The organism is Acinetobacter psychrotolerans (assembly GCF_048552595.1).
Lineage (GTDB): Bacteria > Pseudomonadota > Gammaproteobacteria > Pseudomonadales > Moraxellaceae > Acinetobacter.
Genome location: NZ_JBIMDK010000003.1, coordinates 41,952 through 67,235 on the forward strand (window position 1 = coordinate 41,952; position 25,284 = coordinate 67,235).

General features: G+C 35.6%; 18 protein-coding genes and 1 tRNA gene. 12 read left to right on the forward strand and 7 right to left on the reverse strand.

Annotation, left to right across the window (positions count from 1 at the left end; genetic code table 11):
• Positions 1-80: 80 nt before the first annotated feature.
• A complete protein-coding gene (locus ACG94X_RS03520; protein ID WP_419382355.1) occupies positions 81-1,727 on the forward strand; it encodes an AMP-binding protein in 1,647 nt (548 codons plus the stop codon).
• Between the two features lie 338 nt (positions 1,728-2,065).
• On the forward strand, positions 2,066-4,267 hold the full coding sequence (locus ACG94X_RS03525) for an OsmC domain/YcaO domain-containing protein (protein WP_419382356.1): 2,202 nt from the start codon (positions 2,066-2,068) through the stop codon (positions 4,265-4,267).
• 411 nt (positions 4,268-4,678) lie between these two features.
• Here the strand turns inward: ACG94X_RS03525 and ACG94X_RS03530 are convergent, their stop codons facing one another.
• The 4 genes from ACG94X_RS03530 to ACG94X_RS03545 all read right to left on the reverse strand — a co-directional run bounded on the left by ACG94X_RS03530 (position 4,679) and on the right by ACG94X_RS03545 (position 7,561).
• A complete protein-coding gene (locus ACG94X_RS03530; RefSeq protein WP_419382357.1) occupies positions 4,679-5,035 on the reverse strand; it encodes a hypothetical protein in 357 nt (118 codons plus the stop codon).
• A 1,004-nt stretch (positions 5,036-6,039) separates the two neighbouring features.
• Positions 6,040-6,612 (reverse strand): nucleotidyltransferase family protein, encoded by a 573-nt coding sequence (locus ACG94X_RS03535; protein ID WP_419382358.1) that lies wholly within the window; start codon positions 6,610-6,612, stop codon positions 6,040-6,042.
• Positions 6,613-6,697: 85 nt separating this feature from the next.
• Complete coding sequence (locus tag ACG94X_RS03540) at positions 6,698-7,204, reverse strand: GrpB family protein (protein WP_419382359.1); 507 nt, start codon at positions 7,202-7,204, stop codon at positions 6,698-6,700.
• Positions 7,205-7,484: 280 nt separating this feature from the next.
• Positions 7,485-7,561, reverse strand: a tRNA-Ile gene (locus ACG94X_RS03545).
• Positions 7,562-8,172: 611 nt separating this feature from the next.
• Here ACG94X_RS03545 and ACG94X_RS03550 point away from each other — a divergent pair.
• The 3 genes from ACG94X_RS03550 to ACG94X_RS03560 all read left to right on the forward strand — a co-directional run bounded on the left by ACG94X_RS03550 (position 8,173) and on the right by ACG94X_RS03560 (position 10,737).
• The gene (locus ACG94X_RS03550) at positions 8,173-8,736 is read left to right on the forward strand and encodes a 1-acyl-sn-glycerol-3-phosphate acyltransferase (protein WP_419382360.1); all 564 of its coding nucleotides are present in this window, start codon (positions 8,173-8,175) and stop codon (positions 8,734-8,736) included.
• A 169-nt stretch (positions 8,737-8,905) separates the two neighbouring features.
• Entirely contained in the window at positions 8,906-9,838 is a 933-nt protein-coding gene (locus ACG94X_RS03555) for a hypothetical protein (RefSeq protein ID WP_419382361.1), read from the forward strand.
• Positions 9,839-9,987: 149 nt separating this feature from the next.
• Positions 9,988-10,737 (forward strand): YebC/PmpR family DNA-binding transcriptional regulator, encoded by a 750-nt coding sequence (locus ACG94X_RS03560; RefSeq protein ID WP_419382362.1) that lies wholly within the window; start codon positions 9,988-9,990, stop codon positions 10,735-10,737.
• Between the two features lie 133 nt (positions 10,738-10,870).
• On the opposite strand, the gene ACG94X_RS03565 is transcribed toward ACG94X_RS03560, so the two are convergent.
• Positions 10,871-11,344: an Lrp/AsnC family transcriptional regulator gene (locus ACG94X_RS03565; protein WP_419382363.1), complete on the reverse strand. Its 474-nt coding sequence runs from the start codon at positions 11,342-11,344 to the stop codon at positions 10,871-10,873.
• Between the two features lie 251 nt (positions 11,345-11,595).
• On the opposite strand from ACG94X_RS03565, the gene ACG94X_RS03570 reads away from it, so the two are divergent.
• The 5 genes from ACG94X_RS03570 to ACG94X_RS03590 all read left to right on the forward strand — a co-directional run bounded on the left by ACG94X_RS03570 (position 11,596) and on the right by ACG94X_RS03590 (position 15,163).
• On the forward strand, positions 11,596-12,375 hold the full coding sequence (locus ACG94X_RS03570) for a HesA/MoeB/ThiF family protein (protein ID WP_419382364.1): 780 nt from the start codon (positions 11,596-11,598) through the stop codon (positions 12,373-12,375).
• Positions 12,376-12,427: 52 nt separating this feature from the next.
• Complete coding sequence (locus ACG94X_RS03575; protein WP_419382365.1) at positions 12,428-13,726, forward strand: ABC1 kinase family protein; 1,299 nt, start codon at positions 12,428-12,430, stop codon at positions 13,724-13,726.
• A 121-nt stretch (positions 13,727-13,847) separates the two neighbouring features.
• Positions 13,848-14,228: a dihydroneopterin aldolase gene (gene folB / locus ACG94X_RS03580; RefSeq protein ID WP_419382366.1), complete on the forward strand. Its 381-nt coding sequence runs from the start codon at positions 13,848-13,850 to the stop codon at positions 14,226-14,228.
• Positions 14,185-14,616, forward strand: coding sequence for a 2-amino-4-hydroxy-6-hydroxymethyldihydropteridine diphosphokinase (locus tag ACG94X_RS03585; protein WP_419382367.1), 432 nt, complete (start codon positions 14,185-14,187; stop codon positions 14,614-14,616). Before folB ends, ACG94X_RS03585 begins: the two co-directional genes overlap by 44 nt.
• 25 nt (positions 14,617-14,641) lie before the next feature.
• Entirely contained in the window at positions 14,642-15,163 is a 522-nt protein-coding gene (locus ACG94X_RS03590) for a COG3650 family protein (RefSeq protein ID WP_419382368.1), read from the forward strand.
• A gap of 168 nt (positions 15,164-15,331) precedes the next feature.
• On the opposite strand, the gene coq7 is transcribed toward ACG94X_RS03590, so the two are convergent.
• Positions 15,332-15,967 (reverse strand): 2-polyprenyl-3-methyl-6-methoxy-1,4-benzoquinone monooxygenase, encoded by a 636-nt coding sequence (gene coq7, locus ACG94X_RS03595; protein WP_419382369.1) that lies wholly within the window; start codon positions 15,965-15,967, stop codon positions 15,332-15,334.
• A gap of 1 nt (position 15,968) precedes the next feature.
• On the reverse strand, positions 15,969-17,288 hold the full coding sequence (locus ACG94X_RS03600) for an MFS transporter (protein ID WP_419382370.1): 1,320 nt from the start codon (positions 17,286-17,288) through the stop codon (positions 15,969-15,971).
• A gap of 177 nt (positions 17,289-17,465) precedes the next feature.
• Between ACG94X_RS03600 and ACG94X_RS03605 the strand changes: the two genes are divergently transcribed.
• Both ACG94X_RS03605 and ACG94X_RS03610 read left to right on the forward strand, forming a co-directional pair.
• Entirely contained in the window at positions 17,466-20,393 is a 2,928-nt protein-coding gene (locus ACG94X_RS03605) for an autotransporter assembly complex protein TamA (protein ID WP_419382371.1), read from the forward strand.
• A gap of 66 nt (positions 20,394-20,459) precedes the next feature.
• Complete coding sequence (locus tag ACG94X_RS03610) at positions 20,460-25,001, forward strand: translocation/assembly module TamB domain-containing protein (protein WP_419382372.1); 4,542 nt, start codon at positions 20,460-20,462, stop codon at positions 24,999-25,001.
• Positions 25,002-25,284 lie beyond the last annotated feature (283 nt).

Genomic DNA, 25,284 nt, shown 5'->3' on the forward strand with positions numbered 1-25,284 from the left:
TTTAATGATTAAACATCTTCAATAAAAAATGAATGGAACGGCAAATCGAGATGATTTGTAAGTAAATAAAGGATATTCAAATGAAGACACTAGACCAAGCGCATCAAGAGTTTGATTATGAAAAACTAATAGATGAGCAACTGGCTGGAAATGCGCAAGCAATCAATGCTTATGTAGAATGCTGTGAACGTTACATTGGCTTAAATAAAGTTGCCTTAATTTGGGAAGGTAAAAACGGTGAATCTTCGCAATGGACGTTTGAGCATTTGGCGGAAGCCTCTGGAAAATTAGCGCATTATTTTCAAAGCATTGGCTTAAAAGTAGGTGATTGTGTTGCAGGGTTATTGCCGCGTACACCTGAATTACTCATTACGATTTTAGCCACTTGGCGTATGGGCGCAATTTATCAGCCATTGTTTACAGCGTTTGAATCTAAAGCCATTGAGCATCGTGTTGAAACTGCCAAAACGCAACTTATTGTGACCAATGAAGAGCAGCGTGTAAAACTTAATCAAATTGATATACCACATATTTTAACCGTTCATCAATCAGCCGATGTCGTTCATTCTGTTGCTGATTTTTGGCAAGAAATAAATCGATATCCAACTAATTTTACAGCCATTATGCAGACATTTGAAGATGATTTTCTCATGATGTTTACATCGGGCACGACAGGGTTAGCTAAATCTGTTCCTGTACCGTTAAAAGCGGTTTTAGCCTTTAAAGAATATATGCGTCATGCTGTAGATTTACGTGAAGAAGACTCTTTTTGGAATCTTGCAGATCCAGGATGGGCGTATGGATTGTATTACGGCATCATAGGACCACTAGGGCTTGGACATAGTATTATAATGAATGAGAGTGCATTTAGCGTAGACAATGCTTTGCAAATTATTCAAAAATATAAAGTGAGTAATTTAACTGGATCACCAACAGCATTTCGTATGTTCTTTGGTTTTAAAGAAAAATTTGATATTTCAATTAAAGATCATTTACGTGCAGTGAGTAGCGCAGGTGAGCCACTAACACCTGAAGTGATTCATTGGTTTAATCATGATTTAAATGTCAATATTTATGACCAATATGGACAAACTGAATTGGGAATGGTGATCGGTAATCATCATGCATTACAACATCCTATTAAAGTTGGTTCAGCAGGATTCGCCAATCCTGGGCATCGTTTTTGTGTGCTTAATGATAAAAATGAAGAAGTCGAACGTGGCGGAATGGGAACGCTTGCAATCGATTTTTCTCAATCGCCACTAACTTGGTTTAAAGGTTACGGTGGCAATAATCGTAAATCTTTTGTTGGAAATTACTATTTAACAGGTGATACCGTTCGTTTTAATGATTTAGGCGGTGTGGATTTTATTGGACGTGCAGATGATGTCATTACAACTTCGGGTTATCGCGTTGGACCTTTTGATGTAGAAAGTACCTTATTAGAGTGCGTAGAAGTGTTGGAATCAGCAGTCATTGGTAAGCCAGACCCTGAACGTACTGAACTTGTCAAAGCTTTTGTAGTGCTTAAACCGCAGTATGTTGTTTCAGAAGCGTTGAATCAGAAACTGCAAGATTATGTACGCTCTCGCTTATCTAAGCATTCTTATCCACGTGAAATTGAGTTTGTAGAAAGTTTACCTAAAACTTCGAGTGGAAAGATTCAGCGTAATTTATTGAAACAACAAGAGGTTGCCAAAATGCAGGGTAGCCAACTAGTCAGTTAATTTGATAGCGATGATTGCTATGAGTACAGTCGTTCCATGCTTTGCACCCGAAAGGGTGCTTTTTTTAAGATTTTGAACACAACAAATTTTTCTCCAAATATTACATTCTCAAGTTCAGTGCTTATAAAACCAGTCTTTTGCTTCTTGGCTATAAAATTTTACTTTATCCATCTATAATAGCGACCATTCTTATTGGTGTGATTTATGGGTCGTTATCAGACCGACAAAATCGTACTATTTACATTTTTAAGTCAATTTCTACTTTGCAATTCGGCTTTGTTTATATTTCTCAAAAATTATGTGTCATTACAGATACATAATCATAGTTAGGTGCCTGCATGGAAATCAAGGTCAATTATCTTGACAATCTTCGACAAGAAGCCAAGTTCGATGACTTTACCGTAATTGCCGATCAGCCGATCCGCTATAAAGGCGATGGCTCTGCACCTGGTCCATTCGATTATTTTTTAGCATCATCGGCATTGTGCGCTGCTTATTTTGTCAAAGTTTATTGTGCTGCACGGGATATTCCGACAGATAATATTCGTCTATCACAAAATAATATTGTAGATCCTGAAAATCGTTATAAACAAATTTTTAAGATTCAAGTTGAGCTTCCTGCTGATATTTCAGATAAAGACCGTCAAGGAATTTTACGTTCTATTGATCGATGTACCGTTAAAAAAGTAATTCAGACAGGTCCTGAATTTATCATCGAAGAAGTGGAAAGTATCGATGCGGATGCACAAGCTTTGCTCATGCCAAGTTTAACGTCTGAAAATAAAACCCTGATTGCAGGTAAAGATCTGCCTTTAGAAGACACCATTGCCAATATGTCTGAAATTTTGGCAAATCTCGGCATGAAAATTGAAATTTCGTCATGGCGTAACATTGTTCCGAATGTATGGTCATTACATATTCGTGATGCACAATCGCCAATGTGTTTTACCAATGGTAAAGGTTCAACTAAAGAGAGTGCGCTTGCTTCGGCTTTGGGCGAGTTCATTGAGCGTTTGAATTGTAATTTCTTCTATAACGATCAGTTTTGGGGTGAAGAGATTGCCAATGCTGAATTTGTTCATTATCCAGATGAAAAATGGTTTAAACCTGCTGCGAATGGTGCATTACCTAAAGAAATTTTAGATGATTACACTTTAGAAATTTATAACCCTGATGATGAGTTACTCGGTACGCATTTATACGACACCAACTCTGGTAATACTGAACGTGGTATTTGTTCATTGCCATTTGTACGTCAGTCAGATGGTGAAACCGTTTATTTCCCATCTAATCTTATTGAAAACTTATATTTAAGTAATGGGATGAGTGCGGGAAATACTTTAGCAGAGGCACAAGTACAGTGTTTATCTGAAATTTTTGAACGTGCTGTGAAACGTGAAATTTTACAAGATGAAATTACCTTACCCGATGTTCCTGCTGAGGTCTTGGCGAAATATCCAAGTATTGTCGAAGGAATTAAGGGCTTAGAAGAACAAGGTTTCCCTGTTTTAGTTAAAGATGCATCATTGGGCGGAAAGTTCCCCGTCATGTGTGTAACTTTGATGAACCCACGTACAGGCGGTGTATTTGCATCTTTTGGGGCGCATCCAAAACTAGAAGTCGCATTAGAACGCAGTTTAACTGAATTGTTACAAGGGCGTAGTTTCGAAGGTTTAAATGATCTTCCTAAACCAACTTTTAGCAGTAATGCGGTAACAGAACCGAATAATTTTGTTGAACATTTTATCGATTCTAGCGGTGTTGTTTCTTGGCGCTTCTTTAGTTCGAACTCAGATTACGAGTTTGTAGAGTGGGATTTCACCAGTCAAGGTGCAAATGCCAATGCAGAAGAAGCTGCAACCATGTTCAGTATTCTTGAAGAATTGAATAAAGAAGTCTACATGGCAGTTTATGAGCATTTAGGTGCGATCGCTTGCCGTATTTTAGTACCTGATTATTCAGAAATTTATCTTGTAGAAGACTTAGTTTGGGATAATACCAATAAAGCACTTTTATTCCGTGAAGATATTTTGAATATTCATCGTCTAGAAGATGAGCAACTAGAAGCTTTGGTTGAGCGCCTTGATGAACTTGAAGTCGATGATTACACCGATATCATGACTTTAATTGGTATCGTATTTGATGAAAATACCGCATGGGGGCAACTCACTATTCTTGAGTTAAAACTGTTGATTTATCTTGCGTTACAACAGTTTGAAGAAGCGAAAGAATTAGTGGAAACATTCCTACAGTACAACACTAATACCGTTGAACGAGGTTTATTCTATCAATGTATGAATGTAGTGCTTGAAGTCGAATTAGACGATGAATTGGATTTGAATGATTATGAAGCCAATTTCCGTCGTATGTTTGGCGATGAACGCATGGATGCCGTAATTGGTTCTATGGATGGTAACACTCGTTTCTATGGTTTAACTGAAACAAGTATGAAGCTTGAGGGTTTAGACCGTCATTTAAAACTGATCGAAAGCTATAAAAAATTGCATGCTGCACGTGTTAGAGCCGTAGCTGTAAAATAATTGAAACTGCGTATAAAGGGTAATCTTATCAATAAGATTGCCCTTTATATTATATCGTCAATTGATGTGTACTGGAAAAATAGAGTCTTTAACTCAGTAAGCTATTTGTATTCATTATAAGTTTTCAAAAATCAAAAACTTATACAGCATAATTGAAACTTGAAGTAATAAAAGAGATTGAAGAAAATAAAGGCAATGTCTCAGAAACAGTAAAATGGCTTGGTATAAGGTTGTAGCAAATTTTGTTAATAATACAAGGTTGTGAGATCTTAATTATTATAAGCATAAAAAAATCTCGATGTACTCAAAGCACATCGAGAGCTATAAAATTGGTCAGAACTTATTTAAAGTATGACTTTTAAAGACAGTATATAATTGAATAATAAAATTAATATTCTATTAAATTTTAAATTATTTAATTCTCACAAGACCTAAATTGATCAATACAGCAGTTACAAATGCAGCATCATTGTTATTAGTAAGAGAAGGTAATAATTTTGTTGCTGAACCAGCAACCGTATTCGGTTGTAGTTCTTTCAATATGCTATTCAAATCGAAGCAATCCGTAACGGTGTCCACTTCAGTTTCATCAGTATTTACACGTTGATTAGCAGCAATATTTTCAATCTGTAAAGATAAATTGTCCGAATCTTTTGTAATTTTATACGATATTTTACCTGAAGATTTTCTAATTTTATGGCATTTATGATCTGTATTTAATTTCACATTTTCAGAAATAGTGTTTCTAACTACAAGGTATTGGGTCATTTTAGTCACTTCAAGTATTTTACAAATTGGAGGATGCTATATATTCATTTACTTTTCAAGTAAACAGCGAACATTAAAAAAACATAGTACAAAAATTGCCTTACTAAACCAATAAAAGTCAAAGGCAAGGTATAGTGAATCCTCGTGCTAAAGAGCAAAAGTTGTCTGAGGAAGTCCTTTAGGTAGCTATTTGTATACTTCCCATTATGTTAAATCGGGATTAAACCTCCTATTGGAAGGGCTAAATAAGACTACACTCTCTCATTGAGAACAGTATCAAACACAAACGAAAAATTTTCATATTATTAAAAATTCTTTGTCAAGAATCAGAGAGATAAATAAAAATTTACACACCCCCAAATAACCATAAAAATGGACTATTTGATTGTAAATCTTTTTTTTCTTAGAAAAATATTACCAACTGAAAATAGTAGAAACATCAAAAGGAATGGGGCTTTTGTAGTGTTAAAATTATTAATAGCAATATTATATGAAACGACATTTAAACCAACTCCAAATAAAAAATGTAAATATAAATTGGTAAATTAGTCATGTAGATATAATTAAGCACCACAGTTTTTGCCTCTTTTATCATATTAGCTAAGAATAATCCTATCTTTCTGTATTAAATTTTATTCATAAAACAATAGAATAGTTAAGAGACTGAGTAGTTCTGTTACTAATAAAAAATAGACCACATTAAAAATGAAAATTTTCCACTTGTATAAATCATAAATACCAAAGTAAGAAATTTTTTGATCGACATTTATACAATTAACATATTGCAGCTTATGCTAAATACCTGAAGTTTATCCATAAGTATCAATGTCTTATATTAAACCGTGATAGGGTTTAGCGGACTATCATGGTTTTTTGTGATTCTTCACGTTTCATGGCTATTATTTGAATAATATTCAAAGGGTAAGTAAAACCTATCTTGATATTTATCGAACCTTAATAAATCCATTCTTAGACAAGATATCTCTACTCATTAACTATTTTGTTTAAATAGCTTGAGGATTTGGCTCTATAATTTCAAGCCAAGACCAGCGATCCTGATAACTTTTAGCTTTTTGATAGAATAGATCTAACTTGTAATTTTTAGGATTAATACGAAGAATACCTTGTTCTGTATCTGATAAACCGTTTGGAGCGTAAATCTGATGTGTTTCGACATCTAAACCAAGACATGTACCTGAAATTAAATAGCGATCTATACCTTCTTTAGTTGATTCTAGCTTTGGGTATTGCCCACCGAATCGACTGCTATACCAAAGATGAACACGAGCTTGATTTTTTAATTCAACGTTTATATCTAAATCTCTAAAGAGCTCTTGAGCAGAATTAATAATTTTATTTTCAGCTTCAAAAGACAAATCCTTATCGAAGTAGAAAACATCATAGTCTTTTATTCCCCAAGTTAATGGTAATTTTGACTGGTGATTCCATATCGTTTGAAATAGACATCCAGCTGTGAGCATACACTGATCTAAACCAAGTTGAGGAAGTCTTGAAACGAGTTCAATATTGATTACATTTTCCAAAGTAAGATTGAGGAAGTTTTCGGTTGTTAGCACCATATTTTCCTTATTATAAAATCTAAATTAATACAATAGACCTCATTCTTAATTATAAAAATATAATAAATAGGGTTTTTGCATATCAGTTAAAGTGGTATTGGTTAGCAAGAACCTTATCAATGAATGGGCGCTTACGTTCCAAGTATTCTCCAATACCACCCGTATTTTCGGCTTCTAACCTAAGCTTGAGTTGCTGATACTGCTTTCTCAAAATTGGTTCCCGACGCAACTGGTTTCGAAAGTGTAGCATCTGTGGTATTTGAGAATGACCAGTATGGCAGACATGAACTTTATGTGTACGTATCCCTTCGATGTCTCTGCGGTAGAAGTGATGGCCGTCAGATAGGTTACTGCCACGGACATAGCCACAAGAGCGCATAAAAGTATCTCCTTGATGCGTTAGTCGATGATCTGATACCTCTACAAGAATATCTATCTCAGGCTTGGCTGAGAGTTCAGGAATAGCGGTACTTCCAACGTGATAGATTTGGATAAGCTCATCGCCAAAAGCAGGGGATATTCGATTACACTCTTCCTCAAACATAGCTGGCCATGCAGGATTGTAAGAAGTTATTTTGCTAGTAAGCATTAATATTTCCTTTGTTCGCAAACAGATAGTCTAGGTCTATTTCTTGAATTCTGTAATACGTAGTCATCCTACTTTTAAACTCAATTGAATTAGTTATTTGTAAATTAGGCAATGTCTGTTTTATTTAGAAGTAGAGCCATGATTTCATCTTATTCATGCCTAATAAATTTTTATAAAAATGTTGATAATAGAATTTTTATTGAGTGCTTACATATTGCTTACATGGATTTAGATATTAAAAAACCACTTAGGATTAATGCACCTAAGTGGTTGTTTTATTTGGTGGGCCCGCCCAGACTTGAACTGGGGACCAACGGATTATGAGTCCGCTGCTCTAACCAACTGAGCTACAGGCCCGATAAATACTGGTATTTCAAGTATTTTCGAAAAAGAATACTAGCGAAAATAAAATTGAATTACAAGGACTTTAATGATTACAGTATTGATATGCATGTTTTTTAAACGTTATGGTTGAGTTTTAATTAAATTATTGATTATCATCAGTAGTTTGAGGTAGTTGCTGAAATGAAGAATTTGTATTTTTTCTCTTATCTAAATAAATTTCAAATGCACTCCATACGCATATTACAAAGAAAACGAATGCTATAACCGTAAATAAAGCCAGTAACATGCTGCAATCCTTTTGCGCATTTATAAAATTTTGAGCTTGTGGCTCCAATCAGACTAAAGTCTATATGAATTGGTGGATGTTGGAAACATAATTTTAATATAGCGGAATGTTCATATTATTGTTTTTAAATATTAATTTCTGCTTTATGTTTGAATTTATTATAACTGTTCAGTGAAAATTATTATTTCATAATTTTAGAGTCCTTGGTTTCGACAAATTTTGCTTTAATAACAAAATAAATATACAAATGTAGAAAAATAAGCCGATTTGCGATTGTATTTTTACAGCTTTGCTCGGACAATTCACAAATTACATTGAAAAGTATATTGAGTAAGTCATGAAAAAATTATTGGGAGAGCTAACCTTTAAGTTGTCTGGTTGGACATATGATGTAAAACCCAATGTATTAGAAAAAAAACAAGTGATTATTGGTTTTGAACATACATCGATGATGGATGCAATATTGTCATTGGCAATTTTTCAAATTCATGATTTGAAAATTCATACCTTGATAAAAAAAGAATTATTTAAGGGTCCAATGAAACCACTTTTAGAAAAGATCGGTGGAATTGCGGTAGATCGTAAGTCAAATCAAGATATTGTGACCCAAATGGTTGAACTTTTTCAAAGTAATGATGAGTTTAACTTGGTGATTGCACCAGAAGCGACGCGCGCAGTACAGGGTGAAACACGTAAGCCTATTCGCACTGGATTCTGGCATATCGCACAAGCAGCGGGTGTTCCAATTGTTTTGATGTATGCAAATTCAAAGACTAAGCAAGGTGGTATTTTTGGGAAAATTTATCCAACGGATATGGATCAAGATTTAGCGGAAATTAAGCGTTTATATAAAGAACACACCGGTTTGGATATTGAAATTCCTGTACCTAAAAATTCTTAAATTTTATAATAATTACAAATAGATAGAAAGTCCAGTTTACACAAGTAAGTTGGATTTTCTTATCGTTTAAGTGAAATATTAGATGATTATTTTACTTAGATGATAAAGAATAAGACTTTAACCACTGTTTATATTTTCTAATATATTTATTGAATTTTATTCATAAAAAATGATACAACAATTAAATAAGGCATTTGCAATAATATTAAAAATAAGTAAAGAGGATCAACCGATGAATTGTTCCCCACAACAACAATATCAATTCTTTAAAACATTTACTGAAAATAAAAGAGATCATTTAGACAATATTATTCTTAAATATAAATATGATCTTGTAGATATTGATGGTGTTTTTCATGCGATTAGGGCTGATGATAAAGGTGGTATTCAACCCGCATTTATTTGTATTGAAGGAAATCACATCGGATTGAACCATGATATTGATGTGTTATCTTTTTATCAAAATCGATTGACGACAGGTGAACAAGCACTATTTTCTCGAAATAAGGATGCAATTTATCCTGAATCTTCTTTGACACAACTTTATAAAGTTATCACTAAGTTGACTGAAAATGCGACTGATTTAGCGACCATGTATTTTAGAATTCGTTTTAATTTTGAAGCCGATCGTTTCGGTTCTAATACGATTTCTATTTCACTAGAACAATTTATATGCATGGTTAAAATGATCAACGGTATAGTGAAGAATGTTGAACCTAATGATTCATCACTGGATATTTGGGAGAAGGTTCCAGTAATGAAAATTAGGTCTGAGTTATATAGCTATGCTCAATCACATCCTGAAATCGAAAAAATTTGGTTTTCAATATTTTCAACTGGTTTATTTGCTTTTTTTAAATCGAACAATCCTAATCATAATACCGAAATTAAGGATCAAATCTTGAAAATTGTACAACCTTATTTAGATGCTTATGCTCTATTTATTGTGGATACAATTGAAGAGCTATTCACATATATTGAAGATGAAAATCAAGAAGCATTTAAACAACAAGCTTTACTATTCGATACAAAAAATTGGCATTTTGGACTACTTAAATGGTTCCGTATACGTGCAAAAACGCTGTTCATCGATACGGAATAAGAATGAGTGAAATTTCATAAGTTTAGATCAATTTTATTTAAAAATCCTGTAAAACTCATCACTAAGCACTTTCTCATAAAAAAGCGCTTATGGTAGAATCTCTCCAATTTGATATGGCATAAGGCCAATCTACAAGGAGCATATTTCGCATGGCGGGTCATTCCAAGTGGGCAAACACAAAGCATCGTAAAGCAAAACAAGATGCGAGCCGCGCAAAAGTTTTCACAAAATTTATCCGTGAAATTGTAACAGCTGCTCGATTAGGCGGTGGTGATGCGGCAGCGAACCCACGTTTACGTGCTGTAGTAGAAAAAGCATTAGTTGCTAACATGACGCGCGATACGATTAACCGTGCTATTCAACGCGGTGCTGGTGGTGAAGACAACGAAGATTTAAAAGAAGTCACTTACGAAGGTTATGGTGTCGGTGGTGTTGCGGTTATTATTGAAACAATGACTGATAATTTGAATCGTACTGTGCCAGATGTGCGTCATTGTTTTTCTAAAACAGGTGGTAACTTAGGTACAGCTGGTTCTGTGGCATACATGTTCACTAAACGTGGTGAAATTACTTTTGAAGATGTTTCTTTAGAAGATAAAATTATGGATGTTGCACTTGAAGCAGGTGCAGAAGACATTGAAGTCAGTGAGGATGAAATTTTAGTCATCACGACACCTGAAACATTTGGTGATGTGCAGGATGCTTTAGCAGCAGCAGGCTTGAAGTCTGATAATGCTGAAGTTGTGATGAGCCCATCGACTAAAGCTGAAATTACAGATGTTGAACAAGCAAAACAAATCTTAAGAATGATTGATATGTTTGAAGACTTAGACGATGTTCAAAACGTTTATACAAATGTAGAATTTCCAGATGAAGTTTTAGCTCAATTAGATGTTTAACTTCTAATTTTATTCTTAATTAAAATGAATTAAACGCACCAAGTGGTGCGTTTTTTATGACTTAAGCATTTTCAAAGATGGATAAGCTTTTAATATTTTAGCGAATATACTTCTATCTATAGGTAATGATTGATCAAATTCGGTTAAGTAATCCTGAACAGTTAAAAACATGATTATATTCTTTAATCACAAAGCTAGAATGTAGCGCAGAAACATGCTCAATTTTACCAATCCGTTTGAGTAGAATGTCACTATAGTTTTCCATATCTTTTGCAACAACTTCAACTAGAAAATCAGCTGTTTGCCCAGTCACTAAAAAGGCATTAATGACTTCTGGAATACTTTCTAGTTCTTCTAAAAATTTGGCAAAAGTGTCCGTATCATGCTTGCTGAGTGAAACTTGTAAAATCACGTGAAGTTTAAAACCCAATTTTTCAAAATTAATATCACGCTTTAAATTGGTCATGATATTGGTTTCGATCAAGTGTTTGATACGACGGTGCACAGAGCTTACAGACAGACTGATACGTTCTGATAATTCATTTAGATTGATATCTTCGTGCGTCAAAATTTCAAGTATTTGCTTGTCGTAGCGATCAAGTTCCATGAATCAATCCATTGTGAAAAAAAATTCTGTTTTAATGTAATTTGTTTTTGTATTATTTTCAATATTTAATCATAAGTGAAAAATATTTGCTTATTATTAATTATTTAAGAAAATATTATTTTTTGAGGTTAGTTTTTAAAATTTATTTGTATCTTAAATGAGTACAAGGCAATATTGATTAAACTTAGAAAAAATTGCTTTGCAAAAATGTTATATTGCAGCGAGTAATACTGAAATTAATTTAGCACATAATGGATATGGAACTAGAACTCACTGAATCAGAATTACATCTTTATTCACGTCAAATTCTACTTGATGGTTGGGACATAGATGCACAGGAAAAGTTGAAGCTTGCCAATATTTTAATCATCGGTAGTGGTGGAATTGGCTGTACAACGGCTGAATTACTTGCTCGTGCAGGTGTGGGTAAAATCACCTTGATTGATGCAGATATCATTGAAATGAGTAATTTGCAAAGACAAATTGCATTTATTGAACAAGATATTGGTTTTTATAAATCTGAAATTTTAGCCAAAAGATTACGACAAATTAATCCATTTATTCAAGTGAAAAGTTATACCGTTAAACTTGATGAAACTAATGCTCAAGCACTTATTTCTCAACAGGATTTAATTTTGGATGGTTGCGATAATTTCACAACACGTTATTTGGTCAATCAAATATGTACGCAATTAAATGTGCCGTTGATCAGTGCTTCTGCGATTGGTTTTCAAGGACAATTGTTCATGGTGGAAGGGGATTCGGCATGTTATGAATGTCTATTTCCTAGAGAACAACATATCAGTGAGAGCTTCCGTTGTGCAGATTCAGGTGTTTTAGCCACAACGCCAAATGTTATGGCAAGTTTGCAAGCCCATCATGCACTGCTATATTTAGGTTTAGGTAGCACGCCACTTAAGCAAAAACTTATGCTTTGGGATGGATTAACAATGAAACAACGAATTTTAGCCTTTGAAAAAGAGAGAGATTGTCCAAACTGTCAGGCAAGCCATACTGCAAAGCCTGATTAATTTGCTACACTCGACTTAATTTATTTATACAATTTACTTCTATTTAGACATTATGAAAAACAATATCTGGTTAGATGGATTACGTTCAGTTGCCCGAGTTGGGGAAACTGCGGTAATTGCAGCAAAAGCAGGCATTAAATATGCCACCGAAAAGCCAAGTAACGCTAAACTCATGCGTGAAACATTTGAATCTTTAGGTTCTACGTATATTAAACTTGGACAATTTATTGCCAGTACACCTTCACTATTTCCTCGTGAATATGTTGAGGAATTTCAGGGATGTTTGGATCAAACACCATCATTGCCATTTAGTTATGTGCAAGGGGTTTTAGATAAAGAATTTGCAGGACGTGATTTAAGTGAAATCTTTGCTTCAATTGAAGAAAAGCCATTAGCATCAGCTTCAATTGCACAAGTTCACGCAGCAAAATTAGTGACAGGTGAAGATGTTGTTATTAAAGTACAGAAACCCGGTGTAGAAACGATTCTTTATACCGATTTAAATGTACTGCATTGGGCGACTAAAGTACTTGAGCGTGTTGTACCGAAAGTGAAATTTGCTTCACTGGCAGATATAGTGGATGAAATTAAAACACGTATGGTACGTGAGGTTGATTTTATTGAAGAAGCACAAAATATTGATGATTTTATCAACTATCTGAATGTGTCACAAAATCATGCAGCGACAGCACCGAAAGTCTATCACCAGCATTCAACGCGCCGTGTACTGACGATGCAGCGTCTGTACGGTGTGCCTCTGACTGACTTTGAAGTCGTTAGAAAAGTATCTAAAGATCCGTCACAAGTATTAATTACTGCGATGAATACGTGGTTTGGTAGTTTGATGCTTTGTAAATCTTTCCATGCAGATTTACATGCAGGTAACCTAATGTTGCTTGAAGATGGTCGTATCGGTTTTATTGACTTTGGTATTGTAGGGCAATTAAAACCTGAAGTATGGCAAGCATGTATGGCATTTATGGATGCTTTACAGCGGACAGATTACAATCTCATGGCTCAGAATATGTTGGGCATGGGGATGACCAGTCATCAAATTGATACCCAAGTTTTAGCTGATGATTTAGAACGTCTTTTTAGTGGTGTACTTTTAGCAGATCCACAGCAAATTATGTCATCTAATCCATCAGATTTAAATGACATTATGATGGATATGGTTGGAGTCGGTGAGCGTCACGGTATCCGTTTCCCTCGTGATTTTGCTTTACTATTCAAGCAAATGTTGTATTTCGATCGTTTCATGCGCGTACTTGCACCGTATACCGATATTTATGCAGATCAGCGTTTGCAAATGGGGCAGGACATCGATATTACTTCATTGTTAAAGCACTGATTTAAATTATTAATCCCTCCCAGCCTCCCTTTAAAAAAGAGGCGCTTTTCTTTATATATTAAATATATGAAAGTTGAGAAATCCCCCTTTTTTAAAGGGGGGACTTTTATTAAGGAATGATATGGACTCAATCATCATCGAAGGTTTAAAAGTCGATACTGTTATTGGTTGTTTTAATTGGGAGCGCCAAATCATTCAGCCGTTAATGCTGGATCTGAGTATTAACACCAGTTTGGAACAGGCTTCTAATTCGGATGAATTAGTAGATACGCTCAATTATGCCGAAATTTGTGAAATTGCAGCCAAAGTGATTCAAGATGCTGCACCGAAATTAATCGAACATGCGGCAAAATTGGTTTTAAATGCGCTTTTTACTACCTATCCAGTGATTGAATCGATTATGATTACAATCCGTAAGCCTGCAATTATCCCGCAAGCCAATTCTGTAGGAATTCGTCTTGAACGACACCGCAACGATATTCGCCCTAGCTTTAGCGAGTAATTGTTTACCCCAACAAAATTTCCAAAATGCGTTTGCTCAAATTGTAGGTTTGGGCAAGGTGACATTTTCCAAAATTTATCTCATACCATGTCGTGATGGAATTGGGGCTGATTATTGGAATACCGCTTGTTTGGTTAAAAGTCAGTTATCTGTAAATGAAATGATGGCTGTATTAAAAAAAATGGAAGTAGATTCAGGTCGTGTACGTCCATCACATCACATTTCTTTAGATGTAGATCTGATTGCTTGGGGAACAGATTTAAGTGCAATGCAATTTAATTCGAAAAAATTACCTTTGGCGATGGATGTGAAAGTTCCAATGTCTGATCTCTGGAAAGATGCATTATTTACACATTCTCCGCATCGATTCCCTGTTATTATTTTATAGTCTTAAAAATAAGAAGGTTAAAGTAATGTATTTTAAGCCTTTGGCATTATTCAGTTGCGTGCTGTTATTCAATGCATGTAGTCATTTACCTGAAAAATCAGTTAAACCATTAAAAGCCGAAATTGAAAATCAAGCCTTGCAACTGCGAGACAGAAATCTAAAGAAAAAAATACAAGATTACACGCTAAACCAATCTTTGTTTGATGTCGCATTTGATGATCTCAATCAAGATGGGCAGGATGCAATTGTCCTTTTAAAGGGGCAAAATTGGTGTGGTTCAGGTGGTTGTATGATGCTGATTTTCAAAGGGAAATTTAGTCAAAAATTTGACTTTGTAAGTAAAACAACATTGGTGGATAATTCTATTTATTCTACAAATTATACACAGAACTGTTGGAAGCAATTATTGGTCTATAGCCGAAAACATGGGCAAGTTATGTTGAAGTTTGATGGTATTAAATATCCTTTAAATCCATCGTTTTTGCCATTACACGTTGGGAAATTAGCACCAGATAATGCTCGTTTGTTATTTGGTGAAAATCATTAACAACTCGATAATATATTTGAATATTAGTTGATGCTCCATCGCCTATGCTGTAGTTAATAATATTGCAGCGATAGTTTTGAATCGGCCTTAGGTATTATTTTAGGTAGACGATAGGCATAAAAAACCCACCGAAGTGGGTATAAAAATTTTATAGAAAACTATCATAAATTAAATAAAATAACTGGTCTTAGTCATTAATTTAGAAATTGCAGTCATAGTAATTTTCACTGGAATAGGTAGGTCGACACCACCAGCTTGTAACGCCGCATCACGATGATGCAATTCATCTTCATTCATTTGTACCAGGATTTTACGTGAACGCTCATCCTGTGGTGGTAACTGAGTAATATGATGTTGTAAATGTAGGCTGACTTGACGTTCAGTTTCTGCAACAAAACCTAAGCTATATTTGTCTCCAGCAATACCCGCAAGTGCGCCCATTCCAAAAGAAAGACCATACCAAACAGGATTAAATAAACTGGTATGACTGTCTAACTCTTTTAAACGATCCTCACACCAAGCAAGATGGTCTTGCTCTTCAATTGCAGCAAACTCCATTTCACGGCGTACATTGGGCAGTTTTGCAGTTAATGCCTGACCGTGATAAAGCGCTTGAGCACAGACTTCGCCGCTATGGTTCACACGCATTAAACCTGCAACATGGCGTGCTTCACTGACAGCTAATTTAGTTTCTGTATCTGTAGACGGATTCTCTCTTTGAGCGGTAGTCACGCCGGGAACTAAGCTTCTTAACGCTTGATCGAATGAGTTGATTAATTTATCGATGCCCGTATATTGACGCATATTAGTCCTCCAAAGACGCTTGTGTAGTGGCGATAAGTGGTTTTAAACGAAGCAATAACCATGTACTAAAAATCGCACTGAGAATAGCTGTAATACAAAATAGGATTTTAATATCTATTTTTAAAATACTGAGAATAATTATAGAGAATATTGCAGAGGAAACCATGAATATCGCATTAAAGATATTATTTGCAGCAACCACACGTGCACGATGTGACTTAGGTGCATAAGCTTGCATCATGGCATATAAAGGAACGATATAAAAACCACCACTAATTCCCAATAACGTGACTGCAATCATGACATGATAATAAGCTAAACCTGAGCTAAACATATCAGAGATGGTCATTAAGTCACCTATTCGATCTGGAACAAAAGCCAAACTTCCTGCTAGATATAATGCAAATACCGTTAGACCAATCGCACCGATTGGTACCATTTTTATATTGACTTCTGTACCACCAATTTTACGACATAGCAGTGAACCAACACCAATTCCAACGGAGAAAAAAGTTAAAAGTAGACTGACAACATTTTCATTGGCATGCAGATTTTGTTGGGTTAATTGTGGAATTTGAGTGAGGTAAGTTGCGCCGTAAAACCAGTACCAAGAATTGCCTAAAAGTATGGTAAAGACTAAGGGTAAACTTTTCGCATATCGGATCGTTTGGAAACTGGTACGGAAAAAATTCCAATCAATTTCTAAATCCGTATTGGTTGTCGGTTGTTTAAGTACGAAGCGACTGCATAAATAGCCTACGACTGCAATAGAGACAACCGTGAGGCAAATCCAAATCATATGACCTTGGGATAATGAAATTACCGTACCGCCTAAAATCATCCCGATTAAAATTGCAATAGATGTTCCAGATTGAAATAAGGCATTCCCAGACATTAGTTCATTCGGTTTTAAAATATCAGGCAAAATGGCATATTTAATGGGCCCAAAGAAAGTGCTGTGCGTTCCCATTAAAAATAGTGCGAACAGCAAAATCCATAAATTCCCCAATAAAAAGCCTGCTGAAGCAATGAGCATGATCACAATTTCTAATATTTTAATACTTCGGACTAAAAATGAGCGTTCATACTTATCTGCAATTTGTCCTGCTGTCGCAGAAAAAATAAAATAGGGCAGAATAAACAGCAAGGCAGCAAGGTTATTCAATGTACTTACACTAGCGGATTGTTGTTGAATCCATCCATAAGTGATCACAAGTAACAGTGATTGTTTAAAAACATTATCGTTCAAGGCGCCAAAAAACTGGGTAAGGAACATCGGCAGAAAGCGTCGTGTGCCTAAAATATGCTCATTTTTTTCCATTGATTATGACTTCATTGAGTTATATATAAGAAATGTGGTGAAATGGTAACAATCTCACAAAATCATGTATCATGATTTAATCTGAAATCTTGTGTAAAACCAATTGTTTTAGGTGTAGGGGATATTCATTTTTAAGTGTAAATTCCATTTAGTCAATTTAGGTCTTTCGAGCTACGTATGCCAGCAAAAATTGAATTTAAAAAATCTATGCTCGCACATTGTGTGCATCTTCATTTTGATCGTTATAGTATCAATAAACTAATATGTACAAGTGTTTTTTTAAGTGTTTTTGCTACACCTGTAAGTCATGCTGAAAAAATTTCGACAGGCACATTTAAAAATAATCCATTAACTGAAATTCGAAATACCGATATTAATAAGACGAATATCAAGCAGGTTGAGTCAAAAAAATCAGAACCTCAGTATATTGATCTTAAAAATACAGCTGTTCAAAATGCTGAATTTACGAATCAAGAGCTTATAAATCAAGAAATCAAAAATCAGAAATTTATAAATAAAGGGTTTGCAGGCGCTGAAATTAACAATCAAAATCAGCCGATTATTCCTCCTTCTGAAGCGCAATTGGAAAATGCAGCAAGACAGCAAGGTGTTGCCAACGAAAAGATTGATGAACTTGGTCAGAAACTAGAGTTATCAAAAAATATACAGCAATTTGATAGTTTACAAATGCTTGAACAGCAAGAAAAGAACATCGGTATTCAAAATGATTTTAAACCGATTGAGTTTGAAGATCTTGAAGAATTACCTGTAGCTACAGTGGATCAGTCATTAACAAATGAAATTTATCAGGTTGCGGATGCTGCCAAAACAGAAGCACATAATTTTAGAAATGGGGTTACTAAAAGCACTGAAGTTTTAGTCGCAGATGCAACTCAAAAAGAAGTTTCTGAAATTACTCAAGCACCTGTCAATGTTGACCAGTTGATGCAAAGTATTCGTGCAGATAATCAGATTGCTGTAGAAGAAAATCAAACAGCAAAAACGCTTCAAGATCAAAATTTAAGTGAAGAAAAGCCTGTAGAAGAGGACGTTGGTTTTTTCAAGGGTTTAGTTAATAGAGTGATTAAACCGCAAAATACTGTTGCTAGTATTCCAAAAATTATCGTATCTGTGGATGGCGCAACGGTTGCTTTGAGCAATAATATTAAAGCCAAATTATCGGCATTTACTCAAGAATCCTTTGCAGATTTTAATAGTTCAGTCCCCCAACTTCGAACACTTGCAGTCCAAGCTGCACAAGCAGTTGGCTATTATAATGCTGAATTTAAATTCACAAAAGTAGATGATAAACATCTCAAAGTCAGTGTTGTTCGAAATGAACCTGTCAAAGTTGAAGAGCAAAATATAGAGTTTAGTGGCGTAGGTTCAAAATTAGCTCAATTTCAAGTGATTAGTGTTTTACCTGATCTGGAAATAGGCGATATTCTTAATCATGGTTTATATGAAACGACAAAAACACGTATTTCTGATGCAGCTTTAAATAATGGATTCTTTGATAGTTTTTGGCGTTTGCATGATGTGAAGGTAGAACAGCCTCAGAATATCGCAAAAATTAATTTAAAATATGAAACAGGTGAGCGCTATAAATTAGATGAAGTTGAATTTAGAATGAGTGATCCTTCTAAGCCGTTACCCATCGATTTAAAAATACTTAAAACCATGGCACCATGGCAAGATGGCGCAGATTATACGGCGTGGCGTGTGAATGGTTTAGCCAATAATCTAACCAACTCGCGCTATTTTAATTACACATTAGTCGATGCGGTTAAACCCGATCCATTGGTGAAACCACTAGATTTACCACCAGATTTACAAGTACTTGTCGATCAAGAAAAAATTGCTGCTTCATCATTGTCAGCACAAACAGAAATCCAAAAAACAAAACTATCTGATAAAGAAGTGACACAAAATGTCGTGGATGAGAATCAATTCGCAGGTACAAAAGCGAGTGAGGAAAATCCAAATAACAGACAGTTCGCAGCACAACAACAAGAGAAAGAATCTGACGAGGATTTGTTAAAAGATAAGGCACGTGAAGAAAAGAAAATTCCTGTCATTGTGACTTTAAATGCTGACAATTTAAACAGTTTGGAGACGGGTATTGGTTATGGAACGGATTCAGGTGTGCGTTTACGTAACCAGTATCGCCGTGCCATTGTCAATCATTTAGGGCATTCATTTGATGCCAATATGGAGCTTTCTAGCATTCGTCAGGCTATCGATGCTCGTTATAATATCCCGTATAAACATCCCCTAAATGATTATATTGGTTTAGTCGGTGGTTATGAGCGTGAAGATCGTGGTGGTATTGGTAATGATCTTAGCCTAGTGATTGAGTCCGCAGTTATCGGTGCGGATCGAATTATTAAAGGTGCACGTAAGGACTGGCAGCATGTTTTTGGGGTGCGCTATCGTTTAGACCGTATTACACAATCAGGTTCTATGGAGGATGCAGATGTTCCCGATGCCTTTCTTATTCCGGGTTCAAATCCAGAGCAACAATCATTATTGTTAGGCTATGAAGTAACAAAAACTTTGAGTGATAACCGTATTAACCCTACACGTGGTTTTAAACAAAGCTATAAAGTGCAGTTGGGTAGTGAGTCGTTATTGTCAGATACAGATATGGCAATTTTCAATATCAATTGGAAGGGGCTGTATTCACTGGGTACAAATGATAATCATCAGCTTGTTGGGGCGGTTGATCTTGGCTATATTTATGCGAAAGATTTCCAACAAGTGCCTTATAATTTGAGATTCTTCGCTGGTGGTGATCAAAGCCTACGTGGTTTTGATTATAAAAGTCTTTCACCTGTTGAGTATGGTTATAAAGTCGGTGGACAAGCTTTAGCCGTCGGCACAGCAGAATATAATTACCAGTTTAAAGAAGGCTGGCGTGCTGCAATATTTAGTGACTTTGGTAATGCTTATGATAAATCGTTTAGTAATGGCACTGAATATAGTTTAGGTTTAGGTATTCGTTGGAAATCGCCGATTGGCCCTATCCGATTGGATGTTGCAACTGGTGTTTCAGATCCTGCCCATCCAATTCGATTACACTTCTTTATTGGCTCACAGCTTTAAGTGTTTAGATTTAAGTGTATAGAAATAAACAATTGATTAGAAATAAGCGAGAATTTTGGAAATAATATGACTGATGCAGAACATCAAGATGTTCAAAATGAACAGGAAAATAATCAACTAGAGCCTGAAGCAACACCAAAAAAACGTAGATTATTACGGAATATTTTTTGGTCTGTGCTTTTGGTGGTTATTTTATTGATTGCTGCATTGGCAGTGATGTTCAGTACAGACAAAGGTAGTAAGTTTTTACTGGATCGTGTTGTGGCAAGCCAGCAGATTATTTACTATGAATATGAAGGTGGAAATCTGCTGAAAGGGATTATTCTCAAAAATATTTTGGTCACCTTAAAACCAGTCGATATCAAAATTGATCGTGCAGATATTTCTTTAGGCTGGCGCGCCATTTTAAATAAAGAAATTCATTTGAGTCATGCCAATGTTAATAATTTAAGAGTGATTAGTAAATCACCGCCAAGTGATGAACCTTTTAAGTTTAATGAAATTAAACTGCCCTTTATTTTGCGTTTAGATAAAGCTGATGTAGATCATTTACAGATCCAAACAGTTTCTGCAAAAGTAGATTTTAATGATGTTCATCTAGAGAATGCACTTTGGTCTGGGACAGCACTGAGATTTGAAAATTCACGCATGGATATGGGGTATTTATCTGTAGAAAATGCGACAGGTAATATGGACTTCAAGCAGGGAGATTATCCGCTCAATGCACGTGTAATTGTTAAGCTTCCTTCCTTAAAAAGTATCAATGTTGAAGATATTTACGTGCAAGCTCGTGGTTCACTGGCTACGATTCAGGCAGGTATTGCGACTAAAACTCCAGATATGCTGACTGGCTGGGCAGTGATTCATCCAATGCGACAGAATGTTCCAGTGAGTGGGGCATTAAATTTTAAAGATTATCATTGGCCATTATTATTAGATCAACAGTTACTGTCTAAGTCTGGTGTTGCTAAATTTGAAGGTGATATTAAGGGTTTAACGATTGATGTTAATACCGATATTAGTGGAAAAAATATTCCGCAAGGTCAATACATCGCTTCCGCACATACAGATTTATTACACCAATTAAAAATTCATAATATCAATGGTCAACTCATGGGGGGAGCTGTTAATGCAGCAGGTCTTGTGAGTTGGCAAGATCATGTGCATTGGGATATTCAGGGGCGTTTAGATCGCATTAACCCAAAAGATAAAATCATTCCCCAAGTAATCCAAGACTTTTTACCACCTTCATTGGATGCCAAAATAGGCTCAGTGGGGGCATTAAAAGCGGGGATGCATTTAACTGCAAATGTCGATTTTGATCAATATGAAGCGTGGAATGTAAAGCTTGATCAAGCTGAGCAAAAGGGTAAAAAACCTGAACCAATGATGTTGAATGTCGATTGGAAAAATATCGATCGAGCAGTGCCTTATGTGGGTTGGCTCAGTAGTGAGCAAGGTCAAGTGAGTCTTGCATTGGACGAAGCTCGACAAAATATTCAAGTGGCGACAGTATTACGTCAACATGAAAAAGGTTCATTACCTGCGGGCAAATACAATGCACAATTGAATTTGAAAAATAATGATTTGCATGTGCCTTCATTTAATTATCAAGCAGATAAAGGTAATTTGTCTGGAAGTGCTGTGGTTGAATTGCCAACGGATAAGCGCCAATTAAAATGGAATGCTTTACTCAATGCAAAAGATTTTAATCCACAAAGTATTGTTACAACTGCCCCAGTTAATTTACTCAACGGGCAAATTAAAGCCAATGGTTTTGCTAAACCCAATCAGCAAATTATTCAGTTTGACGCGATTAATTTAACAGGACGTATTGCGAATCAAGCCAAGCCTGAAACGATTCAATTAACAGGTAAAAGCACTGCAGCCATTATTTTCCATGAGCCTAAAGCCGGTGGTGGATTTAAAGCTTTTGCTGTGAATTATGATGGTGCATTAAATGCAGTTCAGCTGAAACAAGGCAGTGGTTTACTTAAATTACGTGTTGCAGGAACGCCTGAACTCATCAAAATTGAACAGTTGCAACATGATGGTGTTGCAGGCAAGGTTTTGGCAAACGGTTTAGTGCATACGAGTAATGGAATCGGTTGGGATATCAATGCCTCATTGGTTCGTTTCAAACCACATTATTTTGTTTCTTCTATTCAAGGTGAAGTTTCAGGCAATGTTAAAACGCAAGGGAATTGGTCTGATAAACTGAAGAAAATTAATATTCAACAGTTGAATATTGCAGGAATTATTAATAATAAACCGATACGAGGTAAAGGTAATCTTGCTGTTGTATTAGATTCAAATTTAAAAGGATTTATGCCACAGCAATTTGAGGCTAATAATTTATTTTTATCCTATGCAAATAATCAAGTTCAAGCTACGGGCAATGCACAAAATCTTAAATTAAATGTAAATGCACCAGCATTATATGAAATTTATCCAGGTTTACGTGGTAAAGCATATGGTTATTTAAATTTAAAAGCGCAACCTCGTTTTAGTGCAACTGCAAATTTAGCTGTCGATGGATTTGCTTTTAATGACAGTATTACCATTAAAAAACTCAGCTTAAAAGGTGAGTTACCAACATCGGAAACAATATCTTCAAAAATGATTGCGCAAATGGATACTTTGCGTAGTGGTAATCGTGAAATTCAACATGCTGCGATCACATTGTCTGGTACACGTAAAGCGCATTTATTGCAATTACAAGGTTGGAATTATTATTCTAAATTCTATGTGCAATTGGCAGGTGGTTTTAGTACACAAAATGATTGGTTGGGGCAAATTCAAAAAGGTGAATTCGACTCTGTTCGTGCGCATTTAGTACAACAACAAAATGCCCCTGTTATTTTTTCTTCAGCAAAAACAGAGTTATATGTTGGACAACATTGTTGGATGAGCCAACAAAGCAAACTCTGTTTTGATCAGCCTATTCGTGTAAGTAAACAACAAGGTAATGTTTCTTTCGTCACACAAAATTTAGATTTAAATGATTTTGCATCGTTCATGCCTGAAGGTTTAGCGCTGACAGGAAAATTGAATGGCTATGCAAAAGCCTCTTGGGTGCAAGGTGGGCAACCAAAAATTGATGCAAAATTAGTGACTCGAAATGGTTTAATTGGTATAGCAGCAGAAGACCCAGATGATATATCCACATCTTTAAACTATGACGAAGCAAGTGTCATTGTCAAAAGTATGAAAGATGGATTGTTATTACGTACTGATGTAAAAGCACCCAATATTGGTACGGGTTATGCAAGTGTGATGATTAATCCATATATAGCTTCAAAACCTATGCAGGGTGAAGTTGCATTTAATGAAGTGCAGCTTAAAATTCTAAAACCATTTATTGCAGATATTCGTAAATTAGAAGGGACTTTATCATTTGCAGGTAAGATCAGTGGTACGTTGACACAACCATTATTTAATGGTGATTTACGTTTACGGAACGGTCAAGTCAGTATGATTTCACTGCCTGTCAATTTGAGCAATATTCAGCTTTACACTTCTATTCGCCAAGATGTTGCGATGATTAATGGTGCATTTAATAGTGGGCAAGGTGTTGGGAAAATTACTGGCAGTATTGACTGGAAAAATGATCCACGGATTCAATTGAAACTGAATGGTGACAAACTGTTAATTCGTCAAGCACCATTGGTGACGGCTGTAGTAGATACTGATGTTGATGTGGATATATTACCATTAAGTAAACGTGTAACCGTAAAAGGTAAGGTGGATGTCCCTCGTGCTTTGATTTCGATGCCTGAAGCGAGTCCTTCGGTGGTCAATGTCTCTCCAGATGTTCGCATTGTAAAAGAGGGTGTAAACCAACTGGCAATTCTTAAGGCAGCAAAACCTTGGGATATCCGTGCCGATGTTTCGGTGAATCTCGGAGATAAAGTTATTTTCCAAGGTTTTAACAGTCGTATTCCTTTGGTTGGGCGTTTATATCTTTCGCAGCGTGGTTTAGAAACAGCAATGCGTGCCAATGGCGCAATTGGTGTTAGCCAAAAAGTGACCATAGAAGCGTATGGTCAAAGCTTAGATTTGAATCGTGCAATTGCACGTTTTAATGGACCTTTATCAAACCCAACATTAGATGTTGATGCCAATAAAAATATTTCAGGAAGTACTGTCGGCGTTCGAGTTACAGGCACAGCTTCGAGTCCAAATATTCAAGTTTACAATGATGCAGGCTTGTCTGACCAAGAAGCGATGAATGCTTTACTCACAGGTCGTATTAATGAAGGTTCGAGTGGCTTAAGTAATGCAGAAGGCTTTAAAACGGATGTAAACAACACCATTGCAGCGGCGGGTATTAGTTTGGGCTTAGGTGGAACTCGTGCATTTACCAATCAGATTGGTCGTACCTTTGGTTTAAGTGGTTTATCACTAGATGCTCAAGGTACAGGTGATGACACGCAAGTGAGTTTGACGGGTTATATTACACCTGACCTTTATATTCGCTATGGTGTGGGCGTATTTACTCCAGTGAATAAATTAACGCTACGTTATCAAATAAATAAACGCTTATATTTAGAAGCAAGCCAGTCTTTAGAAAAAGCGATTGATGTGTTCTACCATTGGCGATTCTAAGAAGTAGTGGCTAGATCATAAGTAGAACTAGCCATATAAAAAAAGCCTTTTAATTCATCATTAAAAGGCTTTTTTTATATTTGAAAATATTTTATGGATTACTCAGTTAATAAATGATATTACGCACTGAAAAATATTAATATATTTTTTAAGTTTTTTTGACGGGTCTTAGGTCAATAGCTTTGATTTAGGGATTAGCCTTCGGCTCGAGGTACTTTTGTTTCGACAAAAGTACCCAAAACCATTGTCATCCGCAGAACTCGTCCACGTCCTTCAAATTATT